General features: G+C 68.3%; 17 protein-coding genes. 15 read left to right on the top strand and 2 right to left on the bottom strand.

Annotated elements, in window-relative coordinates; all coding sequences use genetic code 11:
- Positions 1-27: 27 nt before the first annotated feature.
- The 7 genes from K32_RS03060 to K32_RS03030 are packed head-to-tail and all read left to right on the top strand — an operon-like array spanning position 28 to position 6,722.
- Positions 28-813: an ABC transporter ATP-binding protein gene (locus tag K32_RS03060; RefSeq protein ID WP_201402610.1), complete on the top strand. Its 786-nt coding sequence runs from the start codon at positions 28-30 to the stop codon at positions 811-813.
- Complete coding sequence (locus tag K32_RS03055) at positions 800-1,531, top strand: ABC transporter ATP-binding protein (protein ID WP_201402609.1); 732 nt, start codon at positions 800-802, stop codon at positions 1,529-1,531. The genes K32_RS03060 and K32_RS03055 overlap by 14 nt, the downstream gene beginning before the upstream one ends.
- Positions 1,528-2,430 carry a branched-chain amino acid ABC transporter permease gene (locus K32_RS03050; RefSeq protein ID WP_201402608.1) on the top strand — a complete coding sequence of 301 codons (903 nt, stop codon included), beginning with the start codon at positions 1,528-1,530 and terminating at the stop codon, positions 2,428-2,430. The genes K32_RS03055 and K32_RS03050 overlap by 4 nt, the downstream gene beginning before the upstream one ends.
- The gene (locus K32_RS03045; RefSeq protein ID WP_201402607.1) at positions 2,427-3,476 is read left to right on the top strand and encodes a branched-chain amino acid ABC transporter permease; all 1,050 of its coding nucleotides are present in this window, start codon (positions 2,427-2,429) and stop codon (positions 3,474-3,476) included. The genes K32_RS03050 and K32_RS03045 overlap by 4 nt, the downstream gene beginning before the upstream one ends.
- On the top strand, positions 3,473-4,648 hold the full coding sequence (locus K32_RS03040; protein ID WP_201402606.1) for an ABC transporter substrate-binding protein: 1,176 nt from the start codon (positions 3,473-3,475) through the stop codon (positions 4,646-4,648). Before K32_RS03045 ends, K32_RS03040 begins: the two co-directional genes overlap by 4 nt.
- A 4-nt stretch (positions 4,649-4,652) precedes the next feature.
- Positions 4,653-5,402 carry a cyclase family protein gene (locus tag K32_RS03035; protein WP_201402605.1) on the top strand — a complete coding sequence of 250 codons (750 nt, stop codon included), beginning with the start codon at positions 4,653-4,655 and terminating at the stop codon, positions 5,400-5,402.
- 39 nt (positions 5,403-5,441) lie between these two features.
- Positions 5,442-6,722 (top strand): cysteine desulfurase-like protein, encoded by a 1,281-nt coding sequence (locus K32_RS03030; protein WP_201402604.1) that lies wholly within the window; start codon positions 5,442-5,444, stop codon positions 6,720-6,722.
- 230 nt (positions 6,723-6,952) lie between these two features.
- On the opposite strand, the gene K32_RS03025 is transcribed toward K32_RS03030, so the two are convergent.
- Complete coding sequence (locus tag K32_RS03025; protein ID WP_201402603.1) at positions 6,953-10,417, bottom strand: YhaN family protein; 3,465 nt, start codon at positions 10,415-10,417, stop codon at positions 6,953-6,955.
- On the bottom strand, positions 10,414-11,670 hold the full coding sequence (locus tag K32_RS03020; RefSeq protein WP_201402602.1) for a DNA repair exonuclease: 1,257 nt from the start codon (positions 11,668-11,670) through the stop codon (positions 10,414-10,416). The genes K32_RS03025 and K32_RS03020 overlap by 4 nt, the downstream gene beginning before the upstream one ends.
- 512 nt (positions 11,671-12,182) lie before the next feature.
- Between K32_RS03020 and uxuA the strand changes: the two genes are divergently transcribed.
- The 8 genes from uxuA to K32_RS02980 all read left to right on the top strand — a co-directional run bounded on the left by uxuA (position 12,183) and on the right by K32_RS02980 (position 20,305).
- Complete coding sequence (uxuA, locus tag K32_RS03015) at positions 12,183-13,388, top strand: mannonate dehydratase (RefSeq protein WP_201402601.1); 1,206 nt, start codon at positions 12,183-12,185, stop codon at positions 13,386-13,388.
- The gene (locus K32_RS03010) at positions 13,385-14,305 is read left to right on the top strand and encodes a PfkB family carbohydrate kinase (RefSeq protein WP_201402600.1); all 921 of its coding nucleotides are present in this window, start codon (positions 13,385-13,387) and stop codon (positions 14,303-14,305) included. The genes uxuA and K32_RS03010 overlap by 4 nt, the downstream gene beginning before the upstream one ends.
- Positions 14,302-14,931: a bifunctional 4-hydroxy-2-oxoglutarate aldolase/2-dehydro-3-deoxy-phosphogluconate aldolase gene (gene eda, locus K32_RS03005; protein ID WP_201402599.1), complete on the top strand. Its 630-nt coding sequence runs from the start codon at positions 14,302-14,304 to the stop codon at positions 14,929-14,931. The genes K32_RS03010 and eda overlap by 4 nt, the downstream gene beginning before the upstream one ends.
- Positions 14,932-15,028: 97 nt before the next feature.
- Positions 15,029-15,811 (top strand): SDR family NAD(P)-dependent oxidoreductase, encoded by a 783-nt coding sequence (locus tag K32_RS03000; RefSeq protein WP_201402598.1) that lies wholly within the window; start codon positions 15,029-15,031, stop codon positions 15,809-15,811.
- Positions 15,812-15,815: 4 nt separating this feature from the next.
- Complete coding sequence (locus K32_RS02995) at positions 15,816-16,922, top strand: ABC transporter ATP-binding protein (RefSeq protein ID WP_201402597.1); 1,107 nt, start codon at positions 15,816-15,818, stop codon at positions 16,920-16,922.
- A gap of 35 nt (positions 16,923-16,957) precedes the next feature.
- The gene (locus K32_RS02990) at positions 16,958-18,196 is read left to right on the top strand and encodes an ABC transporter substrate-binding protein (RefSeq protein ID WP_201402596.1); all 1,239 of its coding nucleotides are present in this window, start codon (positions 16,958-16,960) and stop codon (positions 18,194-18,196) included.
- A gap of 260 nt (positions 18,197-18,456) precedes the next feature.
- On the top strand, positions 18,457-19,404 hold the full coding sequence (locus K32_RS02985; protein WP_201402595.1) for a carbohydrate ABC transporter permease: 948 nt from the start codon (positions 18,457-18,459) through the stop codon (positions 19,402-19,404).
- A gap of 10 nt (positions 19,405-19,414) precedes the next feature.
- Entirely contained in the window at positions 19,415-20,305 is an 891-nt protein-coding gene (locus K32_RS02980) for a carbohydrate ABC transporter permease (RefSeq protein ID WP_201402594.1), read from the top strand.
- Positions 20,306-20,311 lie beyond the last annotated feature (6 nt).

Raw genomic sequence — 20,311 nt, 5'->3', positions numbered from 1 at the left:
AGTTCTCTTGAGGGATCGAGTTTGGCATTGCGGGATGGCAGATCGGACGAGCAGATCCTGCTCAAGACATCGGGACTGACCAAGTCGTTCCGGGGGCTCGTCGCCCTGCGTGACCAGACGATCACGCTCAGGCCGCGCGAAATCGTCGGCATCATCGGCCCGAACGGGTCCGGCAAGAGCACCTTCTTCAACCTGATCACCGGCTTCTCGCAGCCGAATTCCGGCCGCATCGAGTTCAAGGGCCGCTCCATCGTCGGCATGCGCACCTCGCGCATCGTCGCGCTCGGCATCGCCCGCACCTTCCAGGGCTCGCGGCTGTTCGGCACGCTGACGGTCGGCGAGAACGTGCTGGCGGCGGCGCAGCTGCGCGAGCCGATCGGGCCGATCGCCTCGGTCGTGCGCGGTCCGCTCTATCGCCGGCGCGTCGAGGCCGCCGAGGCGGTGGCGGCGGACCTTCTCGACCTGATGGGCCTCGCCGAACAGAAGGACCGCCTCGCCGCCGACCTCCCCTATGGCGACCAGCGCCGGCTCGAGATCGCCCGCGCGCTGGCGACGCGGCCGGAACTGCTGCTGCTCGACGAACCGGCCGCCGGCCTCGATTCCAACGAGACCAAGGTGCTGGCCGGCCTGATCCGCACCATCCGCGACCGCTTCGGCGTCGCGGTCGTCGTCGTCGAGCACGACATGGACCTGATCATGGGGCTCTGCGAACGCATCCAGGTGCTGGCGACCGGCGAGGTGATCTGCGTCGGCACGCCGGAGGAAGTCCGCAGCCACCCGCGCGTCCGGGAGGCGTATCTTGGCCACAGCTGACACGCCCCTCCTCCAGGTCCACGACCTCGAAGTCAATTTCGGCGCCGTGCGCGCCCTGAAGGGCGTCTCGCTCGACGTGCGCGAGGGCGAGGTCATCGCGCTGGTCGGAGCCAACGGCGCCGGCAAGAGCACGACCTTGCGCAGCATTTCCGGGCTGGCCCGCCCGAAGGCGGGCACGATCCGCTTCGACGGGGCGGTGATCAACCGTCGCTCGCCGCCGCAGATCGTCCGGCTCGGCGTCGCCCATAGCCCCGAGGGCCGCCGCCTGTTCGGCAGCCTCACGGTCGCGGAAAATCTCCGCCTCGGCGCCTGCACCCGCAGCGATGCGGACGGCGTCGCCCGCGACACCGAGAAGATGTTCGTGCTGTTCCCGATCCTGCGCGAGCGCTGGCGGCAATTGGCCGGCACGCTGTCGGGCGGCGAGCAGCAGCAGCTGGCGCTCGCCCGCGCGCTGATGGCGGCGCCGCGCCTGCTCCTGCTCGACGAGCCGTCGCTCGGCGTCGCGCCGCTCTTGGTGCGTCACATCTTCGAGGCGCTGGCCGAACTGAAGCGGCAGGGCATGACCATGCTGCTGGTCGAGCAGAACATCGCGCTGGCTCTGAACCTCGCCGACCGCGCCTATGTGCTTCGGACCGGCAAGGTGGCGCTTTCCGGCAATGCCGCCGAGCTTCGCGACGATGACCGCGTGGCGCAGGCCTATCTGGGGGCGGCCGAATGAGCCAGTTCGAATACATCCTCCAGCAGGTGATCAACGCCGTCAGCCTCGGCAGCCTCTACGCGCTGGTCGCGGTCGGACTGTCGATCGTCTTCGGCGTGCTGAAACTGACCAATTTCGCCCATGGCGACGTCATGATGGTCGGCGCCTTCACCACCGTGCTCCTGATCGCGATCGGCGTGCCGTTCGTGCCCGCGCTGATCGGCGGCATCCTCGCCTCGGCGATCGCCGGCTTCCTGATCGAGCGCATCGCCTATCGGCCGATCCGCAACGCCCCCGACGTGACGCGGCTCCTGACCAGCCTCGCCGTCACCTACATCCTGGAAAATCTCGGCATCCTGCTGTTCACCTCGTCGCCGCGCAATTTCCCGCTGCCGGACATGCTGAACAGCTCCTGGCAGCTCGCCGGCGGCGCCATCACCTTCACCAACATCAACGTCCTGACCGTGGCGCTGACTTTCGTCTCGCTGATCGGCCTCGGCTGGTTCATCACGCGCACGACCGTCGGCCTCGGCATGCGCGCGGCGGCAGAGGACATGTCGGCGGCGCAGCTGGTCGGGCTCGACGTCAACAGGCTGATCATCGTCGCCTTCCTCGTCGCCTCCGCCTTTGCCGGTCTCGCCGGCGTGCTCTGGGCGGCGCAGGCCGGCGTTGTCCAGCCGCAGATGGGCTTCACGCCGCTGCTGAAAGCCTTCGTCGCGGCGATCATCGGCGGCTTCGGCTCGATCTCGGGCGCGCTGCTCGGCGGCTACATGCTGGGGGCGCTGGAGATCTTCATCGTCGCCTTCCTGCCCGACACCGTCGTTCCCTATCGCGACGCCATCGTCTTCGCTCTCCTGATCGCCTTCCTGCTGTTCCGGCCGGGCGGCCTCATGCAGCCAAACCGGGAGATCAAGCTGTGAAGGCCGATTTCCGCATCCCGCTCGCCGTCGGCGCCGCACTTGTGCTTGCCGCCATCATCGCCTTCGCGGCCCCGCATGTCGTGGGCGACTATTTCGTCCGCATCCTGCTTCTGATGGCGCTGAACAGCATCCTGGTGCTGTCCCTCTCGCTCTCGAACGGCTTCACCGGCGTGTTTTCGCTCGGCCATGTCGGCTTCATCGGCGCCGGCGCCTATGCCGCCGGCATCCTGTCGCTGACCGTGCAGCAGAAGAAGGCGCTGCTGCCGCATTTGCCGGATCTGCTCAACTGGTTCAGCCTGCCCTTCCTGCCGGCGACGCTGGCGGCGGGCCTGTTCACCGCGATCCTCGCCGTCATCGTCGGCTATCCGCTGATGCGTCTCTCCGGCTATTTCGTCTCCGTCGCGACGATGGGTTTCCTCATCATCGTCAACGTCGTGCTGATCAACGCCTCCGATTTCACCCGCGGCGCGCGGACCTTCACCGGCGTGCCGCTGGCGACGACGCTGCCCTGGGTCATCGGCTGGCTGGCCATCACGCTGCTGGTGCTGTCGCGGCTGGTCTATTCGCCGTTCGGGCGGCGGATGAAGGCGGTGCGCGACGACACGATCGCGGCGAGCGCCGTCGGCATCAGCGTGCTGCGCGCCCGCCTGCTCGCCTTCGTCATCGGCGCCTTCTTCGCCGGCGTCGGCGGCTCGCTCTACGCGCATTATCTCGGCTCGTTCTCGCCCAATACCTTCTATTTCGCGATGACGATGAACCTGATCGCCATGTTGGTGCTGGGCGGCATGGGCTCGCTCTCGGGCGCGATCATCGGCGTCATCTGCGTGTCGCTGCTGTCGGAAGTGCTGCGCTCGGTCGAGCGCGGCTTCACCATTGGCGATTTCACCGTCCCCGCCTTGTTCGGAGCCAGCCAGATCGTGCTCGGCTTCCTCTTTATCCTGATCATGATCTTCCGGCCGAAGGGGATCATGGGAGACCGCGAACTGACGTTCGGTCTCTCCGGCAAGTCGGCGAACCATAATCATAAAGAGGGAAAAGACAGATGATGAAGCTCTCCAGACGGGCGGCCATCGGCTTGGGCCTCGGCGCCGCCTTCGCCATTTCGATCCCCGGCGCCCAGGCGGCGGATCCGATCAAGATCGGTTTCCCGGCCAATCTGACCGGCGTGCAGGCCTCGCTTGACGGGCCGATGCTGAACGGCGCCAAGCTCGCCGTCGCCGAGATCAACGCTAGCGGCGGCGTGCTCGGCAGCCCGATCGAGCTCGTGACCTATGACTCGAAGAGCGACGCGACCGTCATCTCGACCGTCGCCAGCCAGCTGATCGACAGCGACAAGGTGGTCGGCATCATCGGCTTCGCCGATTCCGACAGCGTGCTCTCGATCGGCCCGCAGGTCGACAAGGCCAAGATCCCGTTCATCACGCCGGGCGCCACCTCGCCCAAATTGCCGGAACAGCTCGGCAACCAGGTCTTCCTCGCCGCCTTCGGCGACAACGTGCAGGCGGCCGTCGGCGCGGAATTCGCGCTCAACAAGCTCAATGCCAAGACGGGCTACCTGCTCACCGATATCGGCTCCGAATATACGACGCTGCTCGCCGACTATTTCAAGGACGCCTACGCGCATGGCGGCGGCAAGCTGCTCGGCCAGGACACCTACAAGATCGGCGACAAGACCTTCACCGCCCAGATCGCCAAGATCAAGGCGCTGCCGGAACAGCCCGCCTTCATCTATGCCTCGTCCAACGCCGAGGAGATCGGCCTGATCCTGAAGCAGCTCCGCCAGGCCGGCATCAACCTGCCCGTGGTCGGTGGCGACGGCTACGACACGCCGCTGCTCGTCGAAGTCGGCGGCGCCGCCGCGAACGACGCCTATTTCACCACGCACGCCTTCATGGGCGAAGGCGGCAGCCCGGCCGTCGTCGCCTTCAGCGAGGCCTACAAGAAGGCGACCGGCAACGCGCCGGAGAATTCCTTCGCGGCGCTCGGCTATGACGCCGTCAAGCTGATGGCCGACGCCATCAAGCGCGCCGGCGCGCCCGAACCCGCCAAGATCCGCGATGCGATCGCCGCGACATCAGGCCTTCCCGGCGTCACCGGCACCATCACCTACCGTCCGGGTGTCGCCGTTCCCGACAAGTCCGTCTCGGTCATCGGCGTCAAGGACGGCAAGCTGACGCTCGCCAGCGAGGCCGCCCCGACCTACGTGCCGGAGCCATAAAACCATGAACGGCAGCAGCAGCCTCTGGGAACTCTTTCGAACCGAACTCGCCGGCGCGACCTTCACCGACCTGAGCCATGCCTTCCATCCGGGCCAGCCGCGCTTTGCGCTGTTCCCGGACGAGCAACGCGAGGTGCTGTTCGACCATTCCAGGGGCGATGGATTCCAGGTCCATCGCTACGGATTCGTCGGACAGTGGGGCACGCATGTCGATCCGCCGGTCCACTTCATCGAATGGGGCCGGACCGTCGACCAGATCCCGGTCGAAGAGATGCTGCTGCCGCTCGTCATTCTCGACATCAGCGAACGCGTGGCGACCAACGCCGACGCCACGCCGACGCTGGACGACATCGCAGGGTGGGAGGCGCGCAACGGCCGCATCCCGGAAAAATCCTTCGTGGCGCTGCGCACCGACTGGTGGAAGCGCTGGCCGGATACCGACGATTTCTACAACCGCTCGGCCGACGGCGTCGCGCATACGCCCGGCTGGGCGCGCGACGTGCTGGAGGCGCTGTTCGAGCAGCGCGGCATCACGGCGATCGGCCACGAGCAGATCGACACCGATCCCGGCCTCGCGACGTCAGTCGGCAGCTACGCGTTGGAGCACTATGTGCTGTCGCTCGACCGCTGGCAGATCGAGCTGCTTGCCCGCCTCGACGAAGTACCGGAGGCCGGCGCGCTGATCCTGGCGAGCTGGCCGAAGGCCGAAGGCGGCTCGGGATTTCCGGCGCGCGCCATCGCCATTCACCGCTGACGGCGGGGCAACGTGACATCAAAACGGGAGGAAGCGGCCATGAGCGACAGCACCGCCGCTGCGACAGGCCTGGACATCGAGGCGATCCGCCGTGAATTTCCGGCGATCGCCGACCGGGCCGACGCGCCCGTCTTCTTCGACAATCCAGCGGGGACGCAGGTGCCGCGCCGGGTGATCGCCCGCATGATGCAGGCGCTCACCGAGGACAACGCCAATCTCGGCGGCTATTTCGACACGTCGCTGCGCGCCGGCGCCAACGCGCAGGAAGCGCACAAGGCGATGGCCGATCTCTTCAACGCGTCCGACTGGCGCGAAGTCGTGTTCGGCCAGAACATGACCACCCTCACCTTCGCGATCTCGCGCGCCATCGGCCGCGATCTGCTGCCGGGCGACGAGATCCTGCTCACCCGCATGGACCACGACGCCAATGTCGCGCCCTGGCTGATGCTGGCGGAGGACATGGGGTTGGTCGTGCGCTGGATCGACTTCGATCCCGACAGCTTCGAGTTCGACCTGACGCAGCTGGACAGTCTCGTCACCGACCGGCTCAAGGTGGCGGCGATCGGCTATGCCTCGAACGTCACCGGCACGATCCACGACGTGCAGACGATCGCACGGGCGGCGAAATCGGTCGGCGCGCTGGTTTATGTCGACGCCGTGCAGTTCGCCCCGCATGGCGTCATCGACGTGCAGGAGATCGGCTGCGACCTCCTCGTCTGCTCGGCCTACAAGTTCTACGGCCCGCATCACGGCGTGCTCTGGGGCCGGCGCGAGGTGCTCGACGAAATCGAGGCCTACAAGGTTCGCGCCGCCTCCAACACGCCGCCCGGCAAGTTCGAGACCGGCACCACCAACCGCGAGTCGCTCGCCGGCGTGCGCGGCGCGATCGAGCATTTCGAATGGATCGGCAGCACGTTCGGCGGCGCATCGGACCAGGCAACGCGGCGCCAGCGCTTCGTCGCCGGCATGCGCGCCGTCGACGCGCATGAGCGCGTCCTGACGGCGAGGCTGATCGAAGGGCTGCAATCCTTCCCGAAGCTGAAGATCCAGGGTCTGACCGAGAAGCAGGCGCTGGCGCGGCGCGTTCCCACCGTCTCCTTCACCTATACCGGGACCGACCCGGCCGAGATCTGCAAGGCGATGGCCAGGAAGAACATCTCGCTCTGGCACGGCCACAATTACGGCATCGAGCCGACGACCCGCCTCGGCCTGATCGACAAGGGCGGCGTCGTCCGCGTGGGCCTCGCGCAATACAACACGGCGGAAGAGGTCGACCGGTTCATCGCGAGTTTTGGCGAGTGGACGACGGGCGCGGGGTGAGGCGCTGAGCCTCCTCGCCTCTCGTTGATCAGGGAGAGGCAGCGAGGTTTGCGCCCCGTTCGGGCCCGCCTGAACCGTCCCCCACCCTCGCCGTCATCCCTGCGAAAGTAGGGATCCATGCAGCCGCAGGACTTCCCAAGGCCTCGGCTGAATGGATCCCGGCTCGGGGGCCGGGATGACGGCGAGCGTGGAGCACAGGCCGGAGCCAGATCTCCCCCTTCCCTCGCCTCCTACAACTCGATCACCGCCGCCTGTTTCCCCAGCGCGGCCACCGCGCGTTCGGCGACGTAGAGGTGGTGGGTGAAGACGATCACCTGCGTGAAGGCGCCGAGCTCGCCGAGCAGGCGGAAGCCGTTTTCCGTGCGCTTCTCGTCGAAGGTGATGAAGAGGTCGTCGGCGATGAAGGGAAGCGGCGTCGCGCGGCGCGCGTGCTCCTCGATCGCGGCGATGCGCAGCGCCAGGAAGAGCTGGTCGCGCGTGCCTTCCGAAAGCGCGTCCGGACCCAGCAGCCTGCCATCGCGGAGCGCGGCGAGGCGGGGCGGATCCTCGTCATAGTCGATGCCGATGCCGCTCCAGTCGCCGCCCGTCAGCATTTCGAAGGCATGCGAGGCGCGTTCGACGATCGGGTTCTGGTGCTCGGCCCGGTAGCGCTCGATCGCGGCCGAGAGCAGGCGCGCGGCGACATGGTCGCGACTGAAGCGCTCGACCGCCTCGGCGATCTCGGCGACCGCGTCCTGCTCGTCCTGCGCCGCGGATGCCGCGCCGTCGCGGCGCTCCAGCGCCTGAAGGGCGGCGCGCGCCTGTGTGTCCTGCTCGATCGCGGCGTCGCGCGCCGTGCGCGCATCGGCATGCGCCACCTCGATTTCGGCGGCCGATACCGCGAGCGCCTCGTCGTCGCGACCGTCGATCGCCGCGCGGATCTCGTCGGCACTCCGCCCGCCGCTCAAGCCCTCGAAGCGCTCGCGCGCCTCGGCGATCCGCCCGGCGCAGAGGGCCGCCTGGTCGAGCCGGTCGAGCAGCGGCGCCAGCAGCGCCTCGTCGGCAGAGCCGGCGGTCGCGAGGATCCCGGCCATCGCCGCCTCGGCCACCTGCAGCGCCTCGGCCGCGACCGCGAGGCCACGCCGACGGGCTTCGACCGCCTCGTCGACCGCGTCGGCGCGCGATCGGAGCTGCCGCGCCCGGTCGAGACGGCCGCGCAACAGCTTCGCCGCCGCGAAGGGATCGTCCTCAGCGGCGGCGCCAAGCTCACCCAAAAGGGCCGCAACGCGCGCGACGAACTGATCACGGTCCCGCTCGATGCCGGCGATGCGGCGCTCGGCCGTGCCGAGCTCGGCGGCGAACCGCAGCGCGTCACGCCAGAGATCGATCGCCGCGCGCGCCTCGCCGGCCGACGCCTCGGTCCGGATCGAAAGGCGCGGAAAGATCTCGCCCGCCTCGGCGACCAGCGCCGCCAGCGCCTCGGTGGCGGCCTGTTCGCGCGCCGCGAGATCGGCCTCTCCGGCGTCCAGCTGCTTCAGGTCGCGCTCATGGTCACGCGCCCTCCGGAAGCGCGCCTCGGCAACGGCGATCGCGTCGCGCAGGTCGGCCATGCGGAGCGGCGCATCGCCGAGCGTCGGGAGCTCAAGCTGGGCGCGCAGCCGGTCGGTCTCGGCCCGCTCGAAGGCGATCGACTCGCGCTGCGCCTCGGCCTGCGCCGTCTCCTGGCGCAGGAGGTCGCGCGCCTGACGGATGCTCTCGACCTCGCGCAACAACGCCAGCGCCCGGTCGTCGGCCTCGAGCGTCAGCGCCGACGGCGCAAAGAGTCCCGTCCAGTCGCGCAGCACCGCGACGTGCCGCGCCGTCGCCTCGGCGAGGCGCTTCCGCGCCGCGTCCTTGCGCACGGCGAGATCGGCGAGGTCGCGCTCGGCCTGCGCCAGCTCGGCGAGCCGCTGCGTCTCGACCTGCCGCTCGTCGGCGAGCTGGTCGGCCGCGACCAGCGCCCGATCGAGGTGGACGACGCTCTCGACGTCGCCGTCGCGGCGCGACCGTTCGCCGAGCGCCAGCGGCCGCAGCGCCGACCACGCCAAATCGCGGTCGCGGCGGGCGGCTGCGATCGCAGCGTCGGTCGGCGCCGGCCGGCCAGACTTCAACAGCGCAAGCCGCGCCTCGACCCGGCCATCCTCTTCCTCGAGCGCCGAAAGCGCCTCCCGCAGCCGGCCGAGCGCATCGTCGACCAGCCTGAGATCCCGGAGCGTCGCTTCCGCCGCGCCGAGCGAGGGCAGCGGCAGGGCGGCAAGCACGTCGGCGTCGGTGAGGCCATGGCCAAGTCGGGCGACTCGCTCGCCGAGCTGCGCCCGCTGCGCGCCGAGCCGGTGCTCCAGCTGGCGGAGCGCCCGCTCGCGCTCCTCGGCGCCGTCGAGCAGCGCCAGCCGGCGCTGCAAAGGCGTCGGGTCGGCGACATGGCCGAGCCCGGCCCGCGCGGTCTCGGCGAGCTGCCGATCGGCCAGCTGCCGCGATTTTTCGCGCAAAAGCGCTTCCGCCGCCGCGGCGGCCGTGAACTTGCGATCGGCAAGGTCCTCGGCCCGCGCCAGAAGCGGCATGTCCGGCAGCGAGGCGAGCAGGCGCGCCACGTCGGCGAGGCCGAGCGCCTGCGCGATCCGTTCGAGCGCGGCGCGCGCCTCGGCCGCCTCGGCGCGCCGGTTCGGCAGGCTCAACAATTCCTTGGCGACGGCCGCGCGCTCGCCATCGACGACCTCGACGGTCTCGGCGAAGGGCAGGATCGCGTCGTCGAGGTCGATGCCGTCGCGTTCCGCACTGGCGCGCGCCACCTCGTCGGCCGCGAAGCGATGCCGCTCGCTCGCCGAGGCGAGATGCTGCAAGGTTTCGCGCGCGCCGGTGGCGAAGCCGGCCGGCACGGCCGGCAGTTCGCCGAGCGCCGCCAGCGCCCGCGCCTGGCCGTCGAGAATGCGCAGCTCGCGCGCCGCCTGCACCAGCCCGCGCGCCCGGACAAGCGCGATGTCGGCGGCGCGCTCGTCGCGCTCCGCCGCCCCGCGCGCCTCGGCCGCGCGTTCGGCCTCGTCGCGCAGCTTGCGGACCTCGTCGACGCGGAGCTCCAGCTCGCGGATGGCGCGCTGCGCCTGGGCGCGCTTGTCGACGGCGACGTGGAACAGGTGGCTCGACGTCTTGCGGGCCGGATTGAAGATCTTGGCAGCACTGTCCTGGAAGCGGTCGCGCAGCGCCGCGACATGGCCGAGACCGGGCGCCGCCGCCAAAAGCGTCTCGGCGAGGTCGCCGCCGCCGGCGAGCAGCTTCTCGCCGCCCTCGCGCAGGCGCTTCTGGTTGAGGCCGAAAATGTCGAGAAAGGCCTGCCGGTCATGCGCGCCGAGGAAGGGCGCCAGCGCGTCGTCGTTCAGCGGCTTCTCGTCGGCCGGATCGACCAGCGCCGCGTTGAGCCGCTTCAGCCGGGCGAAGGAGAGCGTCCGCCCATCCGGCGCCTCGACCGTCGCGGCGAGACGCATCGTCTTGTAATCATGCAGGAAATTGTAGCGCGAGCGGGTCTCGATGCCATACAGCGCGTCGGCGACGGCGGCGAGCGCCGTCGTCTTGCCGGCCTCGTTGGCGCCGACGATGACGGTCACGCGCGCTTCGGAAGAGAATTCCAGCACCCGGTCGGTGAAGCGGCCATAGCGTTCGAGGCCAAGCGTACGGAGCTTCATCGCGCGCCCTCCGGCTCGTTGCCGACATGGCCGAGCGCCGCCAGCACGGCCTCGGTCGCGGCGTCGATGACGGTGCCCGCCACGATGTCGGCCTCGGCATCGGCTGCGTCCAGCAGCGCCAGCGCATCCGCCGGCGTGCGCGCCCGCATGTCGCCAAGTGTGCGGGCGATTTCGGCCCGGAAAGCGGGGTCGGCAGCGATCTCGGCGAGAATGGCGTCGAAGCCGAGCAGCGCCGACAGCCGCGCCTCGCCGCGCGGCGTCGTGCGGTCGCGCACCTTCTCGATCAGGATGTCGGAGCCCGCCTCCCAGGCGAGCGCCTGCATTTCCTCGCGGATCTGCTCGGCCTGGACCGAGAGATAGTCGTGCAGCGCCGTCTCGCCGGTGATCGTCAGCCGGAGCGCCAGCGGCCGTCCCTCGGCGCCGTCGCGCGTCTCGGCGATGATCCGCCGCGCTTCGGCGAGCAGCGCCCTCGGGTCGGCCAGCCCGGCCGCGTCGATCTCGACCGCCTCGAACCGCGCCGCGTCCAGCGTCAGCGCCTGCATGTCGGTGATGCGGCCGTCGGTGACGGTGACGAGCGTCGCGCCTTTCGGCCCGGTCTCGCGCGCGTGCCGCCCCTGCAGATTGCCGGGAAAGACAATGGCCGGGTTCTCGGAGAGGACCTCGCGCTTGTGGACATGGCCGAGCGCCCAATAATCGTAGCCGGCGCGGGCTAGGTCCTCGACCGAGCACGGCGCATAGGCGTCATGGCCGTCGCGTCCGGTCAGCGAGGTGTGCAGCACGCCGATGTTGAAATAGCCGGGTTTCGCGGCGGGATAGGTCAGCGCAACATTGTCCGGCACGTGGCGATTGGCGAAACCGCGCCCATGCAGTGCGACGCGGAGCTCCTCGATCGTCTCAGTCTGCACGGAACGAACCGAGAAGCTGAAGACGTTGGGAGGCAGGGTCAGGCTCTTGCTGATCAGCGACTCGGCGTCGTGATTGCCGCGGATCAGGAAGACGCGGATATCCGCGCGCGCCAGCCGGCCCATCTCGCGGACGAAGAACTGCCCCGTCGCATAATCCTTCCAGTCGCCGTCATAGACATCGCCGGCGATGACGACGAAATCGACCTTCGCATCGATCGCCGCCTGGACGAGGTTTTCCAGTGCTCGCCGCGAGGCTTCGAGGAACACGCCGGCCAGTTCGCCGCGCCGGGCCAGCCCACGCAACGGGCTGTCGAGATGAAGATCGGCGGCGTGGATGAAGCGAAACATGGTTCCCCGTGGCTTGTCCCACCGGCAATCGGCGGGCGCGCTCTGCGCATGGCGGACCGGCGGCGTCCGTGGCGGTATCGGCGCGACTCAGTCGGCCTTTCGCCAGTTTACCATCCGGGGATATCGCCGCAGCCATCGCTTTTCGGACTGCGGTCTGGCCCATCGTTCGACCCGGGAAGCTCGATGCCCTGAACCCTCCCCTTGAGGGAGGGTCAAGACCGCCTGCTGGCGGTCTTGGGGAGGGGTTCTTCCCGAATTCGCGGCATGCTGCGCAAAGCGCCCCCTTCCGAAAACGCGAAGGGCGTTTTCGACCTCCCCTCAAGGGGGAGGCTCCAGAAAGAAGGCCCCAACACCCGAGCCCTCAAATCCCCACCGATCACGAAGACTCCAGTTGACTACCATGGTAGCCGACCTTTAGAAGCGATCGGGCTTGGGGCAAGCTGGTTACGGCCGATTGACGGCGTCGACAGACGGCGCGGGCCGGATGCAATCGCAGATGCGGGATGGATTGAATGGAACAGACCTGGCGCTGGTTCGGACCGAAGGATGCGGCGACGCTCGCCCATGCCCGCCAGGCGGGCGCGACCGGGATCGTCAGCGCGCTGCACGAGATCCCCTATGGCGAAGTCTGGCCGCTGGAAGCGATCCTCGAACGCAAGGCGATCATCGAGGCCGACACGTCGATGGGCCTGACATGGAGCGTCGTCGAGAGCGTGCCGATGCATGACGACATCAAGCTCGGCCGCGGCGATCTCGACCGGCTCTACGGCAATTTCAGCCAGACGCTGCGCAATCTCGGCCAGGCCGGCATCCGCACCGTCTGCTACAATTTCATGACCGTGCTCGACTGGACGCGCACCGACCTCGCCGTCGAGCTGCCCGGCGGCGCCCGCGCGCTGAAGTGCAACATGCATGAGGTCGCGGCCTTCGATTGCCACGTCCTGCAGCGGCCGGGCGCCGAGCGCGACTATCACCAGGACGTGCTGCAGCGGGCGAGCGAGTGGATGGACACGACGCCGCCGGAGGCGAAGACCAAGCTGCTCGCCAACATCATGGCCGGCCTGCCGGGCGCCTTCAAACGCTACGGGATCGAGGAACTGCGCGACATCCTCGCCGAGCAGGCCGAGATGAACCACGCGAAGCTGCGCGCCAATCTGGTGCAGTTCCTGGAAAACGTCCTGCCGGCGGCGGAAGAGGCCGGCGTGGTGATGGCGATCCATCCCGACGACCCGCCGCGCGACATCATGGGCCTGTCGCGCATCGTCAAGAACGCCAACGACATCGACTTCATCCTGAACGCCGTGCCGTCGCCGTCGAACGGCCTGACGCTCTGCTCCGGCTCGCTCGGCGCCAATCCGGCCAACGACGTGCCGGCGATCGCCAGGCGCTTCGCCGACAAGATCTTCTTCACGCATCTGCGCAACGTCACCAAGGAGCCGGACGGCTCGTTCATGGAGGCGGATCACCTCGGCGGCGACGTCGACATGGTGGCGGTGGTGAGCGTGATCATGGAAGAGGAACAGCGCCGGCGCGCCGAAGGGCTGCCGAACGCGCTGATCCCGTTCCGGCCCGACCACGGCCACGACCTGATCGACGACGTCACGCGGCCGACCCATCCGGGCTATCCGGTGATCGGCCGCCTGCGCGGCCTCGCCGAGCTTCGCGGCATCATGACCACGCTCGCGCATCAGCGCGGCTACAGGCTGGCGCTGCAGTGAGCCGCCCTCCCCGCATCCTCTGCGTCGGCGCGCTGACTCAGGATACGATCTATCGGCTCGACGAGCTGCCGCGCGGGCCGGGCAAGTTCATTCCCCTCGAGGCCGTGCAGAACGCGGCCGGCATGGCGTCGAGCGCCGCCACGGCGGCGAAGCGCCAGGGGGCGGATGTCTCGCTCTGGGCCAGCGTCGGCGACGACATGCTGGGCGGGGAACTGATCGCCGAACTGGTGGCGGAAGGCATCGACTGCTCGGGCGTGCGCCGCGTTGCCGGCGCCCGCTCGGCGATCGCCACCATTCTCGTCGACGCGGCCGGCGAGCGGATGATCGTGCCTTTCTACGACCCGCGCGCGACCACCGCGCCGGACGCGCTGCCCTTCGACATCACGGCCTTCGACGCCGTGCTGACGGACGTGCGCTGGCCGGGCGCCGCCGCGCTGGCGCTGCGGGCGGCGCGCGACGCCGGCATTCCCGCCATTCTCGATGTCGACGTCGCGGCAAGGCCAGTGCTGGAGAGCCTCCTCCCCTTCGCCACCCATATCGTCGCCTCCGAACCCGCCGCCGCCATTCTCTGCGGCGACGAGATCGCCGGCCCCGGGGCCGTCCAGGTGCTTCATGCGCGCACCGGCGTCTTCGTCGCGGTGACTGCCGGCGGCGCCGGAACGTTCTGGCTCGACATGGCGACCAACGCCGTGCGCCACACCAAGGCGCCCGAGATCACGCCGGTCGATACGCTGGCGGCCGGCGACGTCTTCCACGGCAGCTTCGCCGTCGGCCTCGCCGAGGGCTGGGACATGGAGCGGACGATCCGCTTCGCCTCGGCCGCGGCGGCGCTCAAATGCCTGACGTTCGGCGGGCGCCTCGGCGCGCCCAACCGGGCGGAGACGCTCGCCATGCTGGAAGGAGAGCTCGCCCGATGACGCCGGATATCCTCGAACCGAAGCTGCGCCGGGCCGCGATCCTGCCGATCGTGCAGCCGCGCTCGGTCGATTTCGTGCTGTCTCTGGTCGAACAGCTCGCCGAGGGCGGCGCCGAGGCGATCGAGATCGTGCTACGCAGCGAGGCTGCGCTCGCCGCCGTCGAGGCCTGTCGCAAGCGCTTTCCGGAACTCCTCGTCGGCGCCGGCACGATCCTGACATCAGCGCATTATGACGCCGCTGTCGACGCCGGCGCGCAGTTCACCATCAGCCCCGGCTTCCTGCCCGCCGTCTGCGATCATGCCAAGGCGGGCCCGATCGCGCTGGTGCCGGGCGTGCAGACGGCGAGCGAGGTCATGGCGGCGCAGGCGGCCGGCTTCGACCTCCTGAAATTCTATCCGTCCGAGCCGGCCGGCGGCACGGTGGTGCTGGCGGATTTCGCCAACATCTTCACCTCCGCCACCTTCATGCCGAGCGGCAAGATCCAGCCATCGCATCTCGCCGGCTACGGCAGGCTCCGCAACATCACCTCGGTCGGCGGATCGTGGATGTACGCGGAAGGATCGAGCGACAGCATCCGCGACCGCGTGGCGGCGTCGCTTCAGGCGATCCGCGCGGCGCGCGGCTGAGACAACCGGCCGGCCAGCGATGGCCGGTCCCGACAGGGAGACAGGCTCATAAGGCTGCCATGGTAGTCGAACGAGCCTACAGAGAGGGAGAAGCCGCATGTCGGCACAGGCACAACGCGCGCTCGTCACGGGCGCCGCCATGGGCATCGGCCGCGCGGTCGCCGAAAGGCTCGCCCGCGACAAGGCCGCCATGGTCCTGCTCGATCTCGCCGCCGAGCCGCTCGAAGCGCTCGCGGCGGAGCTCAGGGCGCAGGGTTCCGACGTTCACACCGTCATCGGCTCGGTCGCCGACAAGGCCGTGTGCGAACAGGCGGCCTCGGTCGCCCGGGAGAAGCTCGGCGGGCTCGACCTCCTCTCCCACAATGCCGGCATCCAGCGCTACGGCACGGTCGAGACGACCGACGAGGCGCTCTGGGACGAGGTGATGAACGTCAACCTGAAGGCCGCCTATCTGATCTCGCAGGCCGCGATGCCGATGCTGCGCGAGAGCCAGGGCGCCGTCGTGCTGATGTCGTCGGCGCAGGGCCTCGCGAGCCAGGAAGGCGTGCTCGCCTATTCCGTCGCCAAGCACGGCCTGATCGGCATGACGAAATCCATGGCCGTCGACTATGCGCCGCTCGGCGTCAGGGTCAACGCGGTCGCCCCCGGCGCGGTCAACACGCCGATGCTGCGCGACGCGGTGGCGCTCAACGAAAACCCCGCCGCGCTCTGGCGCGTCCTCGACGGCATGCATCCGCTCGGCCGCACGGCGCGGCCGGAAGAGGTCGCCGAGGTCGTCGCCTTCCTCGGCTCGAACGCCGCCTCCTTCGTCACCGGCGAGGTCGTCCGCGTCGATGGCGGCCTCCTGTCCCGGATCGGCGGCTCGCCGCGCAAGGATTAAGCCATTGTCCAACGTAACCCTCCGCGAACTCGTCAAGGTCTATGGCCGCCAGGTCGCCGTCAAAGGCATCGATCTGGAGATCGAGGCCGGCAGCTTCGTCGCCTTCGTCGGCCCGTCCGGCTGCGGCAAGTCGACGACCTTGCGCATGATCGCCGGCCTGGAAAGCGTCTCGCATGGCGACATCAGCATCGGCGGCCGCCGCGTCAACGACGTCGCCTCGCGCGATCGCGGCATCGCCATGGTGTTCCAGTCCTATGCGCTCTACCCGCATATGACGGTTTACGAGAACATGGCCTTCGCGCTGAAGGTCGCGAAGGTGCCGCGCGACGAAATCGACCGCCGCGTCCGCCATGCCGCCGACATCCTGCGCCTGACGGACTATCTCGACCGTCGCACCTCGGCCCTTTCGGGCGGCCAGCGCCAGCGCGTCGCCATGGGCCGCGCCATCATCCGCGAGCCCAAGGTGTTCCTGTTCGACGAGCCGCTGTCCAATCTGGATGCGCAGCTGCGCAGCGCCATGCGCGTCGAGATCAAGCGCCTGCACCAGCGCCTCGGCACCACGGCGATCTACGTCACGCACGACCAGATCGAGGCCATGACCATGGCCGACAAGATCGTCATCATGCGCGACGGGCTGATCGAGCAGGCCGGCGCGCCGCTCGACGTGTTCGAACGCCCGGCGACCCAGTTCGTCGGCCAGTTCATCGGCTCGCCCGCCATGAACATCCTGCCCGCCCGCTCGGCCCGCACCGCCGACGGCCAGCCCGCCGTCGCGCTCGACGGCGGCACGACGATCGCCATCGACGGCGCCGCCTTCGACGTGCCGGAGGAAGGCCGCCCGGTCTCGGTCGGCATCCGTTCCGAGGACATCGTGCCGGACGGGCACGGCATGCCGCCGGAACTCGCCCATCGCTTCGAGGCGAAGGTCAACCTGACCGAGTCGCTCGGCAACGAGACGCTGATCTTCGCCGAATTCGCCGGCGCCGACGTGACCAGCCGCATGCAGCGTCCGCGTCCCGTCGCCGAGGGCGAGACCCTCACCTTCCTGCTGAACAGGGAGCGGCTGCATCTCTTCGATGCGGATACCGGCCGCACGCTGCGCAGAACCTGAACGTCTGAACCAAGCAAAAACTCTGGAGGAGAGCCATGCAGAACAGATTGACGAAGCTCCTGGCCGCGGCGGCCCTGGGCATGACCTTCGCGACGGCGGCGGCCTCCGCCGATCCCGTCACCGTCTTCCACGACAAGCCGTTCTACCAGTCCGGCTGGGACGGCCTGACGGCGACGGCGAAGAAGGACGGCATCGACCTGAACTTCAGCGCCTACGCCACCGACCAGTTCCAGGCCTACATCCAGTCGAGCCTGATGTCGGGCGACGCGCCGCAGGCCTTCACCTGGTGGAACGGCACCAAGCTCAAGGAAATCGTCGACAGCGGCCAGCTCGCCCCGCTCGACGACCTCTGGGCCAAGAAGATCGCTTCGGGCGAATATGACGCCTCGAGCGCCGCGCCGTTCACGGTCGACGGCCACATCTACGGCATGCCCACGGGCCTGAATCGCTGGATCGTGCTCTACAACAAGGCGCAGTTCGAGAAGGCCGGTATCGCCAATCCGCCGGCGACCTGGGAGGAGCTGATCGCCGCCGCCGACAAGCTGAAGGCCGCCGGCATCACCCCGTTCAACGCCAGCATCCAGGACGGCTGGCGCGGCTTCGTATGGTTCCAGGAACTGCTGCTGCGGACCAATCCGGAAGCCTATGCGCTTCTCAACCAGGGCAAGCTCAAATACACCGACGAACCGGTCAAGAACGTCTTCAAGATCTGGAACGACTTCTACGCCAAGGGCTACTTCACGGATCCGACCAGCCAGGAAGAGCCGCTCGATTTCGCCCGCGGCAAGGGCGCGATGTACCTGTTCGGTGACTGGATCATCGGCCTGGTCGAGAAGGGCGGCATGAAGGCCGGCACCGATTTCGGCGCCTTCATCATGCCGAATGTCGATCCGTCGCTGCCGAACAATGTCATCGTCGAAGGCGCGCCGATCGTCATCACCAAGGCCGGCATGGAGAACCCCGACGTCGTCAAGTTCGCCGACTGGTACATGAGCGAGAACGCCATGAACAGCTGGGCGACGGATCCCGGCCTCTATGCCGGCAATCTGAAGGCGAAGACGCCGAACACGATCATCACGGACATCGCCAAGATCGCGACCGACGGCAAGTACAACTCCGTCACGCGCTACTGGGAAGCCTCGCCGTCCGAGATCGTCCTGCCGGCGGTCGAGGAGTTCAACCGCTTCATGACCAATCCGTCGCCGGAAGCGGCCGACAAGGCCATGGCCAATATCGAGGCGATCGCCTCGCAGTACTGGGCCAACCACCAGTAATCCGACGATCCCCGGCAGGACCGCCCAGCGCGGCCCTGCCGGGGAAACGGATTTATGCCGGCCTCGAGTGCAGCTCTCACCTCTCCCTGAGGGAGAGGTCGGACCGAAGGTCCGGGTGAGGGTTTAGGGAACTATCCGGTGAGGCCGTAAACCCTCACCCGCCGGCCCTTGGCCGTCGACCTCTCCCTCAGGGAGAGGTGAAGAAACAGCGCGATCACGCGGGACCGATGTTCCTGCAATTCCTGCGCGGGAGACGAGAGATGAAGCAGCCACAACAAGCCTTTGCCCTGCCGCCCGGCGCGCCTTCGATCGACGCGATGATCGCGGCCGAGCGGCGTCGCGCCCGCAAGCGGCTCTGGACCGCGCTCGCCTTCATGGCGCCGGCGATCGCCTTCGTGGCGATCTTCCTGCTGCTGCCGGTGGTGTTCAATCTCTACGCGTCGATGACGCAGTGGGCGAAGTTCTCGGGCCTGAACCAGTACGCCGGCTTCGCCAACTACCAGCGCCTCGCCTCCAACCCGAAATTCTTCGACGCGACGATCAACACGATGATCTGGGTCGCCGTCTCCTTCGTCCTGCCGGCCACCATCGGCCTGTCGCTCGCCATGCTGGTGCGCGGCGTCAAGGGCGAGGAGACCTTCAAGTCGATCTTCTTCCTGCCGCGCATGTTCTCGGCAACCGCCGTCGGCGTCGTCTGGTACTACGTCTACGCCAATGAGGGCATCATCAATTCGGGGCTGCGCGCCATCGGCCTCGGCGACCTCGCCAACCGCTGGCTCTACGAGAGCCATCTCGCGACGCCGGCCATGATCGTCACCCATGTCTGGCAGCAGGTCGGCCTGATGATGGTGCTGCTTCTGATCGGCCTCAACGCGCTGCCGAGCGAGCCGATGGAAGCCGCCAAGGTCGACGGCGCCTCGCGCAGCCAGGTCTTCCGCCACATCGTGCTGCCGCTCCTGATGCCGACGCTGATCATGGTCACCACCGTCTCGGTGCTCGCCGGCTTCACCTCGTTCGATCTCGTCTGGGTGATGGGCCGCGACTTCCCCAACCGCTCGACGCTGACGCTCTCGGTCAACCAGTACTGGGAATCGTTCCGGGCCGGCTCCTGGGCCTATGGCGCGGCGATCGCCGTCGTCCTCGGCATCATCGCGATGAGCATCTCCTGGTCGCTCGGCGCGCTCCAGCACCGTCTCGACAAGCGCTGAGGATCAAAGAATGTCCGTAACCACCTTCGACCTCGCGACGCTCGACTTCGACGCCATCGCCCGCCGCAACGACCAGGCGCGCACGCAGCGGATCCTGCTGTTCGCCATCACCGCCATCCTGGCGCTGGCCTGGATCACGCCGTTCTACTATCTCGCGATCTCGATCTTCAAAACCAACGCGGAATACGGCCTCGGCCATCCGCTGTCGCTGCCGACCTCGATCACGCCGGTGTTCGAGAACATCTCCGAGGCGTGGTCGAAGGCCAAGATGGGCTCCGGCATGCTGAACTCGCTGCTCTATGGCCTGGTCGGCGGCGGCGCGGCGATCTTCATCGCGGCGCTGGCGTCCTACGGGCTGACGCGCATCGAGTTTCCCGGCAAGGGCTTCTGGTTCATGCTGATCTTCTCGGGCACCATCTTCCCGCTGCAGATGTACCTGATCCCGCTCTTCATGGGCTACAACAAGCTCGGCATGACGAACTCGCGCATCGGCATGATGCTGTTCTACACCGCCGTCTGCATCCCCTTCCCCGTGCTGGTGCTCCGGAACTTCATGGCCGGCCTGCCGCGCGAGATGGACGAGGCGGCGCGCATCGACGGCTGCTCCGAATTCCGCATCTTCCGCTCGATCATCCTGCCGAATTGCTGGGCGCCGATGGCCACCCTCTTCCTGATCCAGTTCACCTGGATCTGGAACGACCTTATCTTTTCCATGGTGCTGACCAGCCGCGAGGAAGCGCGCTCGCTCATGAACGGCCTGATGGTGCTACAAGGCAGCTACGCCAACACCACGCCGAACGTCGTGATGACGGCGACCTTGCTCGCCAGCCTGCCCAGCGTCGCGCTGTTCCTGCTGCTGCGCAAGCACTTCATGAACGGTCTGAAACTGCAGAGCCTTTAGGGAATT

It is taken from the genome of Kaistia sp. 32K, assembly GCF_016629525.1.
Classification (GTDB): Bacteria; Pseudomonadota; Alphaproteobacteria; order Rhizobiales; family Kaistiaceae; genus Kaistia.
Note: the sequence above shows the minus strand (reverse complement) of the source record. Positions and strands in the feature narration are given on the sequence as shown.